The 16246-nt window shown below is 41.2% G+C and carries 12 protein-coding genes and 4 tRNA genes; all 16 read left to right on the top strand.

Going from position 1 to position 16246, the window contains the following annotated elements; translation table 11 throughout:
* Positions 1 to 30: 30 nt before the first annotated feature.
* The 16 genes from NWQ57_RS00550 (at position 31) to hisS (ending at position 16199) form a co-directional block, all read left to right on the top strand.
* Positions 31 to 107 (top strand) — tRNA-Pro (locus NWQ57_RS00550).
* Between the two features lie 29 nt (positions 108 to 136).
* Positions 137 to 213: transfer RNA gene (locus tag NWQ57_RS00555), tRNA-Arg, on the top strand.
* A 53-nt stretch (positions 214 to 266) separates the two neighbouring features.
* Positions 267 to 342, top strand: a tRNA-His gene (locus NWQ57_RS00560).
* A gap of 6 nt (positions 343 to 348) precedes the next feature.
* A tRNA-Leu gene (locus NWQ57_RS00565) sits at positions 349 to 433 on the top strand.
* 285 nt (positions 434 to 718) lie between these two features.
* Positions 719 to 2029, top strand: a complete 1311-nt coding sequence (tig, locus tag NWQ57_RS00570; protein ID WP_306019964.1) for a trigger factor — start codon at positions 719 to 721, stop codon at positions 2027 to 2029.
* Between the two features lie 90 nt (positions 2030 to 2119).
* Positions 2120 to 2764, top strand: coding sequence for an ATP-dependent Clp endopeptidase proteolytic subunit ClpP (gene clpP / locus NWQ57_RS00575; RefSeq protein WP_306019965.1), 645 nt, complete (start codon positions 2120 to 2122; stop codon positions 2762 to 2764).
* Positions 2765 to 2863: 99 nt separating this feature from the next.
* Entirely contained in the window at positions 2864 to 4141 is a 1278-nt protein-coding gene (gene clpX / locus NWQ57_RS00580) for an ATP-dependent protease ATP-binding subunit ClpX (protein ID WP_306019966.1), read from the top strand.
* Positions 4142 to 4300: 159 nt separating this feature from the next.
* On the top strand, positions 4301 to 6667 hold the full coding sequence (gene lon / locus NWQ57_RS00585) for an endopeptidase La (RefSeq protein WP_306019967.1): 2367 nt from the start codon (positions 4301 to 4303) through the stop codon (positions 6665 to 6667).
* Positions 6668 to 6903: 236 nt separating this feature from the next.
* Complete coding sequence (gene hupB / locus NWQ57_RS00590; RefSeq protein ID WP_068377879.1) at positions 6904 to 7176, top strand: nucleoid-associated protein HU-beta; 273 nt, start codon at positions 6904 to 6906, stop codon at positions 7174 to 7176.
* A 300-nt stretch (positions 7177 to 7476) separates the two neighbouring features.
* The gene (locus tag NWQ57_RS00595) at positions 7477 to 9363 is read left to right on the top strand and encodes a SurA N-terminal domain-containing protein (protein WP_306019968.1); all 1887 of its coding nucleotides are present in this window, start codon (positions 7477 to 7479) and stop codon (positions 9361 to 9363) included.
* Positions 9364 to 9848: 485 nt separating this feature from the next.
* Positions 9849 to 10280 carry a nucleoside-diphosphate kinase gene (ndk, locus tag NWQ57_RS00600; RefSeq protein ID WP_306019969.1) on the top strand — a complete coding sequence of 144 codons (432 nt, stop codon included), beginning with the start codon at positions 9849 to 9851 and terminating at the stop codon, positions 10278 to 10280.
* Between the two features lie 152 nt (positions 10281 to 10432).
* On the top strand, positions 10433 to 11578 hold the full coding sequence (locus NWQ57_RS00605) for a bifunctional tRNA (adenosine(37)-C2)-methyltransferase TrmG/ribosomal RNA large subunit methyltransferase RlmN (RefSeq protein WP_306019970.1): 1146 nt from the start codon (positions 10433 to 10435) through the stop codon (positions 11576 to 11578).
* 25 nt (positions 11579 to 11603) lie between these two features.
* The gene (gene pilW / locus NWQ57_RS00610; RefSeq protein WP_306019971.1) at positions 11604 to 12716 is read left to right on the top strand and encodes a type IV pilus biogenesis/stability protein PilW; all 1113 of its coding nucleotides are present in this window, start codon (positions 11604 to 11606) and stop codon (positions 12714 to 12716) included.
* A 9-nt stretch (positions 12717 to 12725) separates the two neighbouring features.
* Positions 12726 to 13661, top strand: coding sequence for a RodZ domain-containing protein (locus NWQ57_RS00615; protein WP_306019972.1), 936 nt, complete (start codon positions 12726 to 12728; stop codon positions 13659 to 13661).
* 22 nt (positions 13662 to 13683) lie between these two features.
* Positions 13684 to 14802, top strand: a complete 1119-nt coding sequence (gene ispG, locus NWQ57_RS00620; RefSeq protein WP_306019973.1) for a flavodoxin-dependent (E)-4-hydroxy-3-methylbut-2-enyl-diphosphate synthase — start codon at positions 13684 to 13686, stop codon at positions 14800 to 14802.
* Between the two features lie 122 nt (positions 14803 to 14924).
* Entirely contained in the window at positions 14925 to 16199 is a 1275-nt protein-coding gene (gene hisS, locus NWQ57_RS00625; RefSeq protein ID WP_306019974.1) for a histidine--tRNA ligase, read from the top strand.
* Positions 16200 to 16246: the final 47 nt, after the last annotated feature.

The raw sequence follows: 16246 nt of genomic DNA on the forward strand, positions 1-16246 counted from the left end.
AACAGATGAGAATGAAGTTACGGTTTAAGTCGGTGAGTAGCGCAGCTTGGTAGCGCACTTGGTTTGGGTCCAAGGGGTCGTAGGTTCGAATCCTATCTCACCGACCACTTTCTCATTATTACTTAAGATTCGTCAAGCGTTCGTAGCTCAGCTGGATAGAGCAACGGCCTTCTAAGCCGTGGGTCGCAGGTTCGAGTCCTGCCGAGCGCGCCATGCGATTCGGAAGGACAGAGTAATAAGTTGTATAGCACTGCATTAATACTGTGGTGGGCGTAGCTCAGTTGGTAGAGCCCCGGATTGTGATTCCGGTTGTCGTGGGTTCGAGCCCCATCGTCCACCCCACTCTCAGCGGAAGTGGTGAAATTGGTAGACACGCTGGATTTAGGTTCCAGTGCTTTACGGCGTGAGAGTTCGAGTCTCTCCTTCCGCACCATCATTAAGTTCTAGTCAGATATAATTCTTATTTTATTCTAATGTAAATTAAATCGATGTTTTAATCGTACAAGGCTTTTTTAACTTTCGGCTCGACTTGCAATAAAGCTATCGCTATACTACTGCGTCTTTTTTATCTGGCATTTTTAAGTTGATCAGTTAGATCCGCGTTTGTTAGTGTTATTGCGGCAACATACAACTGATTGTTGCTACCAATATCCCGCCGATAAAAACTCCTTTGGTATTAATAAATGAGCGCGAGTAAGCGCCAAATTGAGGTAGAAGAATGCAAGTTTCCGTTGAGACGACTACAGGTTTAGAACGCCGTCTTACTATCACCCTTCCTGCTGCATCTATTGATTCTGCAGTTAAATCGCGCTTACAGCAATTGTCTAAAACCCAACGAATCAATGGATTTCGTCCTGGTAAAGTACCAGTGAACGTTATTCAAAAGCGTTATGGTCAAGCGGTTCGCGAAGAAATTGCTGGTGAAGCAATGCAGCGTAGTTTTTATCAAGCAATTACCCAAGAAAAAATTACGCCAGCTGGCGCCCCAAATTTTGAAGTAAAAACAGATGTTTTGGGTAAAGACCTTGAGTTTGTTGCTTCTTTTGAAGTTTATCCAGAAATTGAAGTTAAAGATAACGACAAGATTGAGGTTGAAAAAGCGGTTGTTGAAATTACAGATGCAGATCTTGATACCATGATGGATACGCTGCGCAAGCAACACGCTAGCTGGAAGGAAGTTAAACGTAAGTCTAAAAAAGATGACAAGTTAACAATGGATTTTGTTGGCACTATTGACGGTGAAGAATTTGAAGGTGGAAAAGCTGAAGACTTCGCACTAGAAATGGGTAAAGATCGCATGATCCCAGGCTTTGAAAAACCATTAGTGGGTGCCAAGGCTGGTGATGAAGTGATTGTTGACGTGACTTTCCCTGAAGATTACCACGCTGAAAAGCTAAAAGGTAAGGCCGCTCAATTCACAGTAAATGTTAAAAAAGTAGAAGCTTTAGATTTACCTAAGGTTGACGAAGAGTTTGCTAAATTGTTCGGTATTGAAGACGGCAGTATTGACGCGTTAAAACAAGAAGTTCGCAAGAACATGCAGCGTGAATTAGATCAAACCTTGAAAGCCAGCTTAAAAGAGCAAGTGATAAACGGTTTGTTAGCTAATAACTCAGTTGATTTACCGAAAGCCTTAGTTGACCAAGAAATCAATGCATTGCGTGAACAAGCAAAGCAGCGCTTCAGTCAACAACAAGGTGGTAACATAGACAACTTGCCTGAATTACCTGCCGATTTGTTTGCTGAAAACGCTCGTAAACGTGTTTCTATCGGTTTGTTGTTGGGCGAAATTATTCGCACTAACGAATTAAAAGTAGACAATGCTAAAGTTGATAGCTTGATCGAAACAGCCGCTTCAGCGTATGAAGATCCGCAAGAAGTAGTTGAATACTACAAATCGAATAAAGAGCTAATGCAACAAATGCAAAACGTAGCAATGGAAGAACAAGCCGTTGAACTACTGTTAACCCAAGCTAAAGTAACTGAAGTTACTAAAGCATTTGATGAGATCATGAACAAACAGGCTTAATTTGCTGATTGTTATTTGACTTGTCTAGTCTGCAACTGCTTAAATGCTCGGTATTCCCCGAGCATTTTTATTTGTGAAGAATTCTAAAATATGATTATAACTCCAAACGATACCAGTAATGCCCTAGTGCCTATGGTTGTTGAACAAACTGCTAAAGGCGAACGTTCGTACGATATTTATTCTCGTTTATTAAAAGAAAATGTCATTTTTCTAGTTGGCCAAGTAGAAGATCACATGGCCAACCTAATCGTTGCGCAAATGCTTTTCTTAGAAGCTGAAAATCCAGAGAAAGATATTTTTCTTTATATCAATTCACCTGGTGGGTCTGTAACGGCGGGTATGGCTATTTATGATACAATGAACTTCATTAAGCCTGATGTCAGTACAGTGTGTATTGGCCAAGCTGCGAGTATGGGGGCATTTTTGTTATCAGCAGGCGCTAAAGGTAAACGTTATTGTTTACCGAATTCGCGAGTAATGATTCACCAACCTTTGGGCGGTTTTCAAGGTCAAGCTTCTGATTTTGAAATTCATGCGAGAGAAATTTTGTCTATCAAAGAAAAGATGAATCGCCTTATGGCCAAACATACTGGCCAAGATTATGAAAAAGTTGCCAAGGACACGGATCGTGACAATTTCTTATCGGCAGCAGAAGCAATGGAATATGGTTTGGTTGATCAAGTTTTATCAAGCAGACCTGATGCAAGCCACAGCGATGTTAAATCAGGCAAGTAAACAATATTCTTGATATCGATCTAAAATTGATTGAAGTGAATCCTTCAACTCAGGTATGGTTCAGTTGAAGGGTTGTCTCGAAATAGGAAAAGACATCAGATGAGTGAGAAAAAGAGCGGAAGCGACGATAGTAAACTTCTCTATTGTTCGTTTTGTGGCAAAAGCCAACACGAAGTTAGAAAACTGATCGCTGGACCTTCAGTGTTTATTTGTGATGAGTGTGTCGATTTGTGCAACGATATTATTCGTGAAGAAATTAAAGAGATCGCACCGAAGAAAAAGAAAGACCACTTACCAACACCAAAAGAAATTCATACCCATTTAGATGATTATGTGATTGGCCAAGAACACGCTAAAAAAGTGTTAGCGGTGGCTGTGTATAACCATTATAAGCGTTTACGTAACGGCGATGTGCATGAAGGCGTAGAATTAGGTAAGAGTAATATCTTATTGATAGGTCCCACTGGTAGCGGTAAAACATTACTCGCTGAAACTTTAGCGCGTCTATTAGACGTGCCGTTTACAATGGCTGACGCTACCACGCTAACAGAAGCAGGTTATGTGGGTGAAGATGTTGAAAACATCATTCAAAAGTTATTGCAGAAGTGTGATTATGATGTAGAGAAAGCTCAGCGCGGCATTGTTTACATTGATGAAATAGATAAAATTTCACGTAAGTCCGACAATCCCTCAATTACCAGGGATGTGTCTGGCGAAGGTGTGCAGCAAGCGTTGTTGAAATTGATAGAAGGCACAGTTGCATCCGTTCCGCCACAAGGTGGTCGCAAACATCCGCAGCAAGAATTTTTGCAAGTTGATACCTCAAAGATTTTGTTTATATGTGGTGGTGCTTTTTCAGGTTTAGATAAAGTCATTGCACAACGTGCTCATACCGGTACAGGTATAGGTTTTGGCTCTGAAATTAAAAATGTCAATAACAAAGCCAAAGAGGGTGAGCTGTTCAAAAAGGTTGAGCCAGAAGATTTAGTTAAATATGGTCTTATTCCTGAATTTATTGGCCGTTTACCTGTTCTTACCAGCTTAGAAGAGTTAAGCGAAGAGGCCCTTGTACAAATTTTACGTGAACCTAAAAATGCGTTAACTAAACAATACTCTGCACTATTTGGTATGGAAAATACTGAATTAGAGTTTAGAGAAGATGCACTTCAGGCCATAGCTAAAAAGGCAATGAAGCGTAAAACTGGTGCACGTGGTTTGCGGTCAATTGTAGAAGCAGTGCTACTAGATACCATGTACGACTTACCGTCGATGACGAATGTTAGCAAAGTGGTAATTGATGAGGCTGTTATTAAAGGCGAGTCAAAACCTATTTTGATTTACGACAATTCATCTGATAAAAAAGCCGCGTCTGAATAAAACGAATCAAGGTCCCTGTATGGGGCCTTTTTTATGGACCCGAATAACTCTTTGAGTTGCCATCTTTGTGTTTACTGAGTAATTTTTATTTGAACTTTATCTGACCATCCCCATATAGATTTAAATTACTCATCATTCATTATTAGTACGAGATTAAATATGACAAAAACGCGAGAAAATACCATTGAAATGCCGGTGCTAGCATTACGCGATGTCGTTGTATACCCGCATATGGTGATCCCGCTGTTTGTTGGGCGCGAAAAATCTATTCGTTGTTTAGAAGCGGCAATGGATAAAGACAAACAAATATTTTTAGTTGCACAAAAGGATGCTGGTGTTGATGAGCCAAGTACGAAAGACATTTATACCTTTGGTACGGTAGCCACTATTCTGCAATTACTGAAATTACCTGATGGTACTGTCAAGGTGTTAGTCGAAGGTAATCAGCGCGGTGAAATTGACGTATTTACCTCCACTGAAGATTTTTTTGTGGCTGAAGTTGTTAGTAAAATTGATGAAGAGTTAGCGGAGAACGAACAAGAAGTGTTAGTTCGTTCAGCAATTTCTCAGTTCGAAGGTTATGTAAAACTCAATAAAAAGATCCCGCCTGAAGTATTGACCTCATTGAGCGGTATAGAACAAGCCGCGCGCTTAGCTGATACGATGGCCGCTCATATGCCGCTTAAATTGGTAGAGAAGCAAAAAGTATTAGAAATGCTCAGTGTGACTGAACGTTTAGAATATTTAATGGCTTTGATGGAAAGCGAAATTGATTTACTGCAAGTGGAACGAAAAATTCGTACCCGTGTTAAAAAGCAGATGGAAAAAAGTCAACGTGAGTACTATCTCAATGAGCAAATGAAAGCCATTCAGAAAGAATTAGGTGAGTTAGATGACGCACCTGACGAATTCGAAACGCTTAGTAAAAAGATCGAAGATGCCAAAATGCCAGAAGAGGCCAAGAAAAAAGCCACTACTGAGCTCAATAAATTAAAAATGATGTCTCCAATGTCAGCTGAAGCAACAGTTGTGAGAAGTTATATAGATTGGTTGACCAATGTACCTTGGGTAAAAAGAAGCGTCGTTAAAAAAGACTTAGCCTTAGCTGACGAGGTCTTAAATGCAGATCATTATGGTTTAGATAAAGTCAAAGAACGAATTATTGAGTATTTGGCGGTGCAACAGCGGGTAAAAAAATTAAAAGGTCCCATTTTGTGTTTAGTAGGCCCTCCCGGTGTAGGTAAAACCTCATTAGGTCAATCCATCGCTAAAGCGACTGGTCGGAAATACGTACGCATGGCCTTAGGTGGAGTGCGAGACGAAGCGGAAATCCGCGGTCACAGACGTACTTATATTGGTTCTATGCCCGGTAAGATAGTCCAAAAGATGGCCAAGGTAGGGGTGAAAAATCCGCTATTTTTGTTAGATGAAATAGATAAAATGTCATCCGATATGCGTGGAGACCCGTCCTCAGCGTTATTAGAAGTACTCGATCCAGAGCAAAATGGCGCGTTTAGTGATCACTATTTAGAAGTCGACTATGACTTATCTGATGTCATGTTTGTGGCGACTTCAAATAGCATGGATATCCCTGGACCCTTGCTTGATCGTATGGAAGTGATTCGTTTATCAGGTTACACCGAAGATGAAAAACTAAACATTGCAAAAGGTCACTTAATAGACAAACAAATATCGCGTAATGGTCTGAAAGCGTCAGAATTAACCATAGAAGAAGACGCGATAGTGGGGATAATCCGCTATTACACCCGTGAAGCTGGAGTGCGAAGTCTTGAACGCGAAATATCTAAAATTTGCCGCAAGGCAGTGAAAAAGATATTACTTGAGAAAGACACTAAAAAAGTGGTCGTAAACCAAAAAAATCTTAATAAATTTTTAGGTGTACAGCGCTTTGACTATGGTAAGGCTGACAGTGAAAATCAAATTGGCCAAGTTACGGGTTTAGCGTGGACACAGGTCGGTGGGGAGTTACTGACCATTGAAACTCAATCCGTGGTTGGTAAAGGTAAAACAACTTTTACTGGTTCATTGGGTGATGTGATGCAAGAGTCAATTCAGACCGCCATGACAGTGGTTCGTAGTCGAGCCGATAAACTGCGAATTAACCCTGATTTTCATGAGAAACGAGACATTCACGTACACGTGCCAGAAGGTGCGACACCCAAAGATGGCCCAAGTGCGGGTATTGGAATGTGTACTGCCCTTGTTTCGGCGTTAACGGGTAATCCTGTACGCTGTAATGTAGCGATGACGGGTGAGATTACCTTGCGCGGTGAAGTATTAGCCATTGGTGGCTTGAAAGAGAAATTATTAGCCGCGCACCGTGGTGGTATAACAACCGTCATTATTCCTAAAGACAATGAAAGAGACTTGGAAGAGATTCCAGATAACGTCAAAAAAGATTTATCCATTCATCCAGTGCGCTGGATTGATGAAGTCTTATCGTTAGCGCTGGCTGAAGATCCGGAGAGATTTTCACCAGTAATCCCAGAAGAGGCGAAAAAGTAACCGCTAAAGCTAAGTTTTTTTAATTTTTTTAGGTGAAAGGGCTTCACTATGTAAAAAGTTATGGTAGCCTTTCAAACAGATTCGCTTTAAGCCTTATCACAAAAGGGATGGAGACGATTCATAAAAGTTAATTATTTGTAAATATATGCTTGAAGTTAGAATTCAAGCTTGCTATAACACTTCGGCTTCGTAATTTGCGAGCCAACAGTATAATAACAATTGAAGGGGTTCATATTGTGAATAAGTCTCAACTTATTGATTCTATCGCTGCAAGTGCAGACATTTCTAAAGCCGCAGCAGGACGTGCACTAGACGCACTAACTGATGCAATTACATCAGCACTTAAAGACGGTGACCAAGTAGCATTGGTTGGTTTCGGAACTTTCGCTGTTCGTGAGCGCGCTGCTCGTAGCGGTCGTAATCCGCAAACTGGTGAGACTATCCAGATTTCTGCAGCTAAAGTACCTTCGTTTAAAGCAGGTAAAGCATTGAAAGACGCTTGCAACTAAGCGACACAAAAATCAGAAAAGGCGATGATTTATCATCGCCTTTTGTTTATCTGCGGTTTGTCAGCAATAACTTCTTATTTTTATCTGAACGGGGCTAATCCCGTGTTAATAAATCTAATTGATTGATATATAATCCCGCGCGTTTGTCATTAAGTCGGTTTTTGGATGGTAGCTATCCAAAACGTCCGCTTCAAAGAGAACAGCCTTACAGTATGAACTCTTAAGCAACCCGTCGGGTTTAAACAGTAGTTGCTACACTGCCTTATCAATAACAACTCATTTTGGAGTTTGGAACATATTATGTTGGAAAGAATTAGAGAAGGATCACAAGGCACTTGGGCCACCGTTATCCTAGGATTAGTCATATTTAGTTTTATTTTTGCCGGTGTTGGCAGTTATATAAATTCGTCGATTAATTCTGCTGCTGCCACCGTGAATGGCCAAGATATTAGTCGTGATGCTTTAGAAAAAGCATATCAAAATGAGCGCTCGCGGATGGAGTCTCAATATGGTGAAGCTTTCGCTGCATTAGCTGGTGACGAAGCCTATTTAAAAGAATTTAGAAAAGGTGTGCTTGACCGCTTAATCAGTGAAAAGCTTATTGATCAAGCGGCTTTAGAACTCGGCTTAAGGGTAAGTGATGCTCAGATCAAACAAGCCATTGTTCAAATGAGCGAGTTTCAAGTTGACGGTAAGTTCGATAACGACAGATATCTTATTGTATTGCGTACCGCAGGCTTTCAACCAAATGGTTTTAGAGATTATATGCGCATTGATATGGTACGCAGACAATTGTCTCAAGCGTTGATTGGAACTGAGTTCGCTTTAAGCGGCGAAACTAAACGAATTTATGATCTTCAAGCGCAAACCCGAGATGCAAAATATCTTACTGTTAAAACAGATGATTTTGCTGAGCAGGTGAGTGTTACTGATGAAGAAATCAATGCCTATTATCAAACCAATATAGCGAGCTTTGACACCGAACAAAAAGTCAGTGTGGCCTATGTAGAGTTGACATTAAACGACTTACTCCCCGCTATTGAAGTGACAGAGCAAGAATTAGAAGATGAGTATCAAGCGTCTTTAGCGGATTTTAAAACGGATGAAGAGCGCAGAGTTTCTCATATATTAATCGAATTTGGTGATGATGAAGCAGGCGCAGAACAGCAAGCTGAGGATATTCTTACCCAAGTAAAAGCCGGAAAAGACTTTGCTGAACTTGCAAAAGAATACTCTGCTGACACTTTCAGTGCAGAAAAGGGTGGCGATATTGATTGGTTTGGTAAAGGTATGATGGATCCAGCGTTTGAAGATTCTGCATACTCCTTAGCTACTGTTGGTGAAGTAAGTGATGTAGTCAAAAGTGATTTTGGTTTTCATATTATTAAACTAACCGATATCAAGCCTGAAAACGTGACACCTTATAATGATGTCAAAGAGCAATTAACAACGACGGTAAAAATGCGTAAAGCGGAAACCGAGTTATATGCATTACAACAACGTATGGCGGAAGTTGCGTTTGAAATTCCTGATCATTTGGATGAAGTTGCTGCAGTAGCCAATAAACCCATCGTTACCACTGAACTATTTTCGCGAAACGACGTGCCAGTGGCTTTATCATCTGCCAAAGCAACGAATGCTGCTTTTGACGCTGATTTGATAGAGCAAGGCGTTAACAGTGATGTACTAGACTTAGGTGACAATCGGTTAATGGTATTACGTGTCGTTAACAGTGAAGCAGAAAGAACCAAGGAGCTGGCAGAAGTGGCTGACTCAATTAAACAAATCTTGGTTAAAGAAGCCGCTGTTGTTGCCGCCCGACAGTGGACTCAAACGCTTGCGAATAGTTTAAAATCAGGCGCAGATATTACTGAAGAATTGGCGAGTCAAAACATTGCTTGGCAAGAAAAGCAAGCGATTGCGCGCACTGACGCCCAATTAGGCCAAAATGTACTTACTGAGCTGTTTAAGCTTGGAGAAGGTGAGAGTAATAATACTGCGGTAGTCGATACTATTTCTGGTGACGTAACCTTAGTGCAACTTCTCAAAATTAACTCTCCAGTAGAACCTGAATCAATGCTTTTGGACAACTTCCAACGCCGTTTAGCGTCAAATAAAGCACAAGTATTGTACAGTGAGTTATTAGATTCCTTAAAAGCCTCTGCTGATATTGAAATCTATAATTAGATTGGTTGCAAATTAATAGTTAAAAAAGGGAGTCTATGACTCCCTTTTTTTATAAACGAGTCAACCACATCATCAATGTATAAAATACCGCAATAACGCTAGAAAATATGAGAATGTAAACAAACCCTTTTCTGCCTTGAGCGAGGCTGTAACCTCTTATTTTTAAGTAGCCAAACCAAAGTGAACACAGACATAAAGGCAATAAAAATAAAAATTTGATCAATGGGTCTCTCCTATTAAAAGCTAAAAGTAGTGATGAGTACTTTTGGCATAAATATTTAGCAGATTTTGCCGCAAGTATAGAATTTTCACTACAAATCCTACCAGCGGACGGTAAGTTTCAGAATAAATTACCAAGTTATTGAATGACTTATTAAAAATCCGTGTGATTCATTAGGCATTTAAGCACATTTTGCATATAATCCGCGCGAAAATTTTGTCTACCTCCCTTACGAGGTACTTTTACTTATTATGGAGTCCAGAAAATGGCTTTAGAGCGCACTTTCTCAATTATCAAACCAGATGCTGTTGCAAAAAATGTTATCGGCGCAATATACAATCGTTTCGAGTCTGCAGGTTTACGCATTGTTGCAGCGAAAATGTTACATTTAAGCAAAGAGCAAGCAGAAGGCTTTTATGCTGAGCACAGTGCTCGTCCATTTTTCGGTGCATTAGTCAGTTTCATGACGTCGGGTCCTGTCATGATACAGGTGCTAGAAGGTGAAAACGCCGTACGTAAAAATCGTGAGATCATGGGCGCAACGAATCCTGCTGAAGCTTTTGCTGGTACACTACGTGCTGACTATGCAGCATCAATTGACGAAAACGCTTGTCACGGTTCAGATGCAGCAGAGTCTGCAGCTCGTGAGATTAATTACTTTTTTACTGACGAAGAGTTGTGCCCACGCACTCGTTAATTCTTTTTAAGTACTAAGTTAAAAGGGAGCATTGGCTCCCTTTTTTGTATTATGTATCGGTATAAATCAATATCGACTTCGACTCGCTCGAAAAGTATGGGCCAACTGTTATACAATTGGAACCATACAAAATCACTTTATAGAGGTTGCTTGTGTCTGCTGAATTACAGTCTGTTAAATCCAATAAGATAAATTTGCTCGATTTTGATCGCGCTGGTTTACGTGCTTATTTTAGCGAAATAGGTGAAAAGCCGTTTCGAGCTGATCAAGTCATGAAGTGGATTTACCAGCAAGGTATTGCTGATTTCGAGCAGATGACTAACCTGAATAAAGTGTTACGTGCAAAACTTATTGAAAATTGCGAAGTACGTGCACCTGAAATTGCCTATCAGCAAAATGCGACCGATGGCACGATTAAATTTGCATTGCGTTTGGATGGTGGGCAAGAAGTTGAAACGGTTTGGATCCCTGAAACCGATCGAGCCACGCTTTGCGTCTCGTCTCAAGTAGGCTGTGCATTAGAATGCACTTTTTGTTCTACCGCTCAGCAGGGCTTTAACCGTAATTTAAAAGTATCCGAAATTATTGGTCAAGTATGGCGAGTTGCCACAACGATTGGTTTGACAAATGATTCTGCTCGCAGACCTATTACTAACGTCGTCATGATGGGCATGGGTGAGCCGCTATTAAATTTAAAAAATGTTGTTCCAGCAATGAACTTGATGATGGATGACTTAGCATTTGGTTTGTCTAAACGTCGAGTCACCTTAAGTACTTCCGGGGTGGTGCCGGCTCTGGATTTATTAGGTGATCAAATTGATGTAGCTTTAGCTATATCTTTACATGCTCCAACCAACGAGCTTCGTGATGAAATTGTCCCCGTTAATAAAAAGTATCCTATAGAGGTATTTTTAGCCGGAGTTCGTCGCTATTTGAGTAAGTCCAATGCCAATCAAGGCAAGGTTACTGTTGAATACGTCATGTTAAATGGCATAAACGACAGTACTGATCAGGCGCATCAATTAGCTAAAGTGTTGGCCGATACCCCAAGTAAAATAAATCTAATTCCGTTTAATCCGTATCCTGGATCGCCTTATACTTGTTCTAGCAATTCACGTATCGATCGCTTTGCAAAAGTGCTCATCGGGTACGGCTTTGTGGTAGTTGTGCGTAAAACTCGAGGTGATGATATTGACGCGGCGTGTGGTCAGTTAGTCGGCGATGTTGTTGATAGAACAAAAAGAATGTTGAAAAAACAACTTAAGGGCGAGAATATTTCAGTAAAGATGGCACAATAGCTTTTTGATAAAACGAATGAGCACCATGAAATATACCATTACTCTTTTTTGTTTTTTAGTCATTACCCTCAGTGCATGTACCAGCCAGACAAGTCATCCCAGTTTTGGGGATGACTTTGATCAACAAAAAGCAGCCAAAACGCGGGTTTCCCTTGGTTTAACGTATCTAAAAAACGGTAATTTCAGTCAGGCCAAGTTTAATTTAGATAAAGCATTAGAGTTTGCCCCTCGCTCTGCGGATGCTCATTATGGTGTAGCGTATTATTATCAGACTGTTGGTGAGTTTGCTTCGGCAGAAAAGGCTTATCAAGCGGCAATGGATTTTGCACCTAATAATGCCGATATTGCGAATAGTTATGGTGCGTTTTTGTGCCAGCAAGGCAATTATCCCAAGGCAAAAGAGTATTTTTTAAAAGCGATTAATAATAATAGTTATATTTCGAGTGCAGAGACTTACGAAAACTTGGCGTTATGTAGTCAGAGTCAAGGGTTTCAAGCAGAGGCCACCGAGTATCTCCGCAGTGCCGTTAATCATCAACCTGGTCGAGCTAAAAGTCTATTTTTGCTCACTCAATCTCTGGTAAAAGAAAACAATTGGCTAGAAGCCCGCGATGCATTGCGAAGGTACGAAAAAGTCGCACAGGTGAGTGCCGATACCTTGTTGATGTCGAGTCAAATTGAGCGGAAGCTAGGGAACATGGCCGTCGCGGCAAGTTATGGCGATATGCTGTTAAAAATTTATCCTGATTCTGCAGCAAGTTTGGAATACAGAGAGTCTTTATTAGCAGAAAATAAAACCCAAGCTATTGCGCGTAAATCTTATAAGGTTGAAGAGATACAAAAACCAGTGGAGCCAGACCAAGCTACATTACCCGATACCATGCCAAAGGCCCTAGGGGAGAGCATGCAGCAACAAGAGGATAAAGAGCCTCTTTCAGGGCCAGTCAAAGCTTCACCTGTTCCTGTTTTTCATGAAGTTATGGCGGGTGAAAATTTGTATCGTATTTCATTGCAATACAACATTAAAATGCAACGTCTGATAGAATGGAACGACTTGAAAAACGCATCTGATATCTATGCAGGTAAAAAGTTGCGACTTGTGGCGCCTGCCCCCGATACTGCCAGCATTGAAGAGTAAAACAATAATATGAGTGAAGAAATCCAAGAGCAGCCACAGATTAGTCCAGGCTTGTTACTAAAAACAGCGCGAGAAGCGCTTAATCTGAGTACGCAAAACATTGCGGACAGACTCTGTCTCAAAAATAGTATGGTAATCGATATTGAAAATGATATTTATGATCAGAATATCTCCCTAACCTTCATCAAGGGGTATTTAAAGTCCTATGCTAAGTTTGTGGGAGTGCAAGAACAGACGGTAATAAGCGCATTTGATGAGCTTAAAACGCAGAAAAAAGAACCCGCTAAATTACAGAGCTTTTCAAAACGTCTAGCGCATCAAGCCCATGATGACAAATTGATGTTAGTTACTTACTTAATTGTCGCATTAGTCATTGCCTTAGTGGTAATTTGGTGGTTGCAACAAAGTGAATCGACTAGCGCAAGCACCCCTGTGAAAGCGCAAGTCAATACATCGACAGGTGACAATACCAGCACGAAAATGCCATTTACCAACGACTCCGTCGAGAGTGCTTTGGCTTCTGAACCCGAACCTGAACCCAGTCCACAAGTTGAAACAAATCTGCAAACCGCGAATGAATTTGATACCCAAGCACCCTCGATAAGTGAAGAGAAGGGCGAAGAGCCAGAGACTCAGGCCGACTTTGAATTGTCTCCAAGCCGTCAACAAAGCTTAACTGAAGAGGTATTACCCCTTGCAGAGGTAGAAGTTGTGTTTACCTTTAAGAGTCAGTGCTGGATGAAGCTGACGGATTCTACTGGTGAAGATGTTGCTTACGGCACGAAAGCAAAAGACAGAGTGATGACTGTATCTGGAGTACCGCCTTTTTCAGTCATCCTGTGCGCGCCTGAAGCCGCTGATATTCTTTTTGCTGGACAGACTGTGGATTTATCCGGCATGCGAGCCGGTAGCACCGCCAAATTCACCCTACCTATTACAGAATGATTGAGGTTTAATAAATCTAATTATGTTTGCTGAATCACCGATTAAACGTCGTAAGTCGACCCGTATTTATGTTGGTAACGTGCCCATTGGCGACGGTGCACCGATTGCTGTTCAATCAATGACTAATACCTTAACGACAGATGTTGCAGCCACTGTTGCACAAATCAAGCGTATCCAAGCCGTTGGGGGCGAGATTGTCAGAGTATCAGTGCCAACCATGGATGCCGCCGAAGCATTCAAACTGATAAAAAAACAAGTCGATATTCCGTTAATTGCGGACATACACTTTGACTATCGGATTGCCTTAAAAGTGGCTGAGTACGGGGTTGATTGCTTGCGCATTAATCCCGGCAATATTGGGAGTATGGATCGAGTTAAGTCGGTAGTCGACTGTGCCCGTGATAAAGGCATTCCCATTCGAATTGGGGTTAATGGCGGTTCTTTAGAAAAAGATCTTCAAGAAAAATATGGTGAGCCCACACCGGCAGCCCTGGTTGAATCAGCCATGCGCCACGTTGACATTTTAGATAAGCTTAATTTTAACCAATTTAAAGTGAGTGTAAAAGCGTCTGATGTATTTTTAGCCGTAGGGGCGTATCGTGAGTTAGCTAAGCGCATCGACCAGCCTTTACATTTAGGTATCACTGAAGCCGGCGGTTTGCGTGCGGGCTCGGTTAAAAGTTCAGTGGGCCTTGGTATGTTATTAGCTGAAGGCATAGGCGATACAATCCGGATCTCATTAGCTGCAGATCCCGTTGAAGAAATCAAAGTGGGTTTCGATATTCTTAAGTCGTTAAGAATTCGTTCAAGAGGGATTAATTTTATTGCTTGTCCAAGTTGTTCTCGCCAAGAGTTCGATGTAATCAGTACCGTAAACGCGTTAGAGCAACGTTTGGAAGATCTCCTCACGCCGATGGATGTGTCAATAATTGGCTGTGTTGTTAATGGCCCAGGTGAAGCTGAAGTATCTGATATCGGTTTGACGGGGGCGCGTAATATGAGTGGATACTATGTCGATGGTCAGCGTCAAAAAGAGCGTCTTGCTAACGATGATCTTGTTGAACAGTTAGAAAAACGAATCAGAGCGAAAGCCGCGCAAATCGACGAAAAGAATCAAATAAACGTCAAAGTACTCAGTTAATTCCAAAACCTCGCTTAATAAGGCAATTAGCGTACCTTTTTTACGCCGCATTATTTTACGTTTGAATCCAAAGCCCCTATAATGCGGGGCTTTTTTAAATCAGTTCAAAGAGATTACTGTCAGTGTCAAAACAAATTCAGGCTATTCGAGGAATGAATGATTGTCTGCCGAGTCAAACCGGTTTGTGGCAATTTGTTGAATCCGTCATTCGTCAGGTGGTAGCGAGCTATGGCTATCAAGAAATTCGTACGCCTATTGTTGAAAGTACCTATTTGTTTAAGCGCTCAATCGGTGAAGTGACCGACATTGTTGAAAAAGAAATGTACACCTTTGAAGACCGCAATGATGAAAGTGTTACTTTGCGCCCTGAAGGGACAGCCAGTGTTGTGCGAGCAGGTAATGAGCATGGTCTTTTATACAACCAGCAACAACGCTTGTGGTATATGGGGCCGATGTTTCGCTATGAAAAACCTCAGAAAGGGCGTTATCGCCAATTTCATCAATTTGGTTTAGAGGCGTTTGGCTTGGCTGGACCTGATATTGATGCTGAAATTATCTTATTAAGTCATCGTCTATGGCAACGCTTTGGTATCAATGAACACGTTACCTTAGAAATCAATTCATTGGGCTCAAACCAAGCTCGCGCTGATTATAAAGAAAAACTGGTGGCATTTTTACGTACTCATGAATCACTACTTGATGAAGATAGTTTACGACGTTTAGACAGTAATCCATTGCGCATACTTGATAGTAAAAATCCACAGGTACAAGAAATTGTTAAAGATGCGCCCAAATTGATAGATTGTTTAGACGAAGAATCTGCGCAACATTTTGCTGCATTGTGTGAACGATTAGACAGTTTTGGTATCGAATACCGAGTTAATCCAAGCCTAGTACGTGGATTAGACTATTACAATCGTACTGTGTTTGAATGGGTGACCCAAAGTTTAGGCGCCCAAGGTACGGTATGTGCTGGCGGCCGCTATGATGGATTAGTCGAACAGTTGGGTGGTAAATCAACGCAGGGAGTTGGATTTGCGATTGGTTTAGAGCGTTTAGTCTTAATGTTACAAACGTTGGAACTCGATAAAACCATCGCTTCGCCAGTTGATATTTATGTCACTGCGCTTGAAGCCTCGGTCGAGACTTATGCGTGGCAGATTTCTGAACAGTTAAGAGATGTACTGCCCGATATTAGGATAATGAATCACTGTGGTGGCGGAAATATCAAAAAACAGATGAAAAGAGCCGATGCCAGTGGCGCTAAACTCGCTCTCGTGATCGGTGGTGGTGAAATGCAAGAACAGACGGTGACAATTAAATATTTGCGTGAGCAACAAGAACAGGTATCTGTGGCTCGCGCCGACATTATTGAATTTATACAACAGACTTTTTAAGTCCGTTGTGCAAAATGACGTATTAAAATAACAAGGCTTTTAATGAG

The sequence above is a fragment of the Paraglaciecola sp. genome (assembly GCF_030730205.1).
GTDB lineage: Bacteria > Pseudomonadota > Gammaproteobacteria > Enterobacterales > Alteromonadaceae > Paraglaciecola.

Bases quoted from the DNA above. Each gene is read 5' to 3' on its own strand.
- pilW (WP_306019971.1), top strand. From the start codon at position 11,604: ATGAAATATACCATTACTCTTTTTTGTTTTTTAGTCATTACCCTCAGT.
- NWQ57_RS00615 (WP_306019972.1), top strand. From the start codon at position 12,726: ATGAGTGAAGAAATCCAAGAGCAGCCACAGATTAGTCCAGGCTTGTTA.
- tig (WP_306019964.1), top strand. From the start codon at position 719: ATGCAAGTTTCCGTTGAGACGACTACAGGTTTAGAACGCCGTCTTACT.
- clpX (WP_306019966.1), top strand. From the start codon at position 2,864: ATGAGTGAGAAAAAGAGCGGAAGCGACGATAGTAAACTTCTCTATTGT.
- ndk (WP_306019969.1), top strand. From the start codon at position 9,849: ATGGCTTTAGAGCGCACTTTCTCAATTATCAAACCAGATGCTGTTGCA.
- clpP (WP_306019965.1), top strand. From the start codon at position 2,120: ATGATTATAACTCCAAACGATACCAGTAATGCCCTAGTGCCTATGGTT.
- lon (WP_306019967.1), top strand. From the start codon at position 4,301: ATGACAAAAACGCGAGAAAATACCATTGAAATGCCGGTGCTAGCATTA.
- ispG (WP_306019973.1), top strand. From the start codon at position 13,684: ATGTTTGCTGAATCACCGATTAAACGTCGTAAGTCGACCCGTATTTAT.
- NWQ57_RS00595 (WP_306019968.1), top strand. From the start codon at position 7,477: ATGTTGGAAAGAATTAGAGAAGGATCACAAGGCACTTGGGCCACCGTT.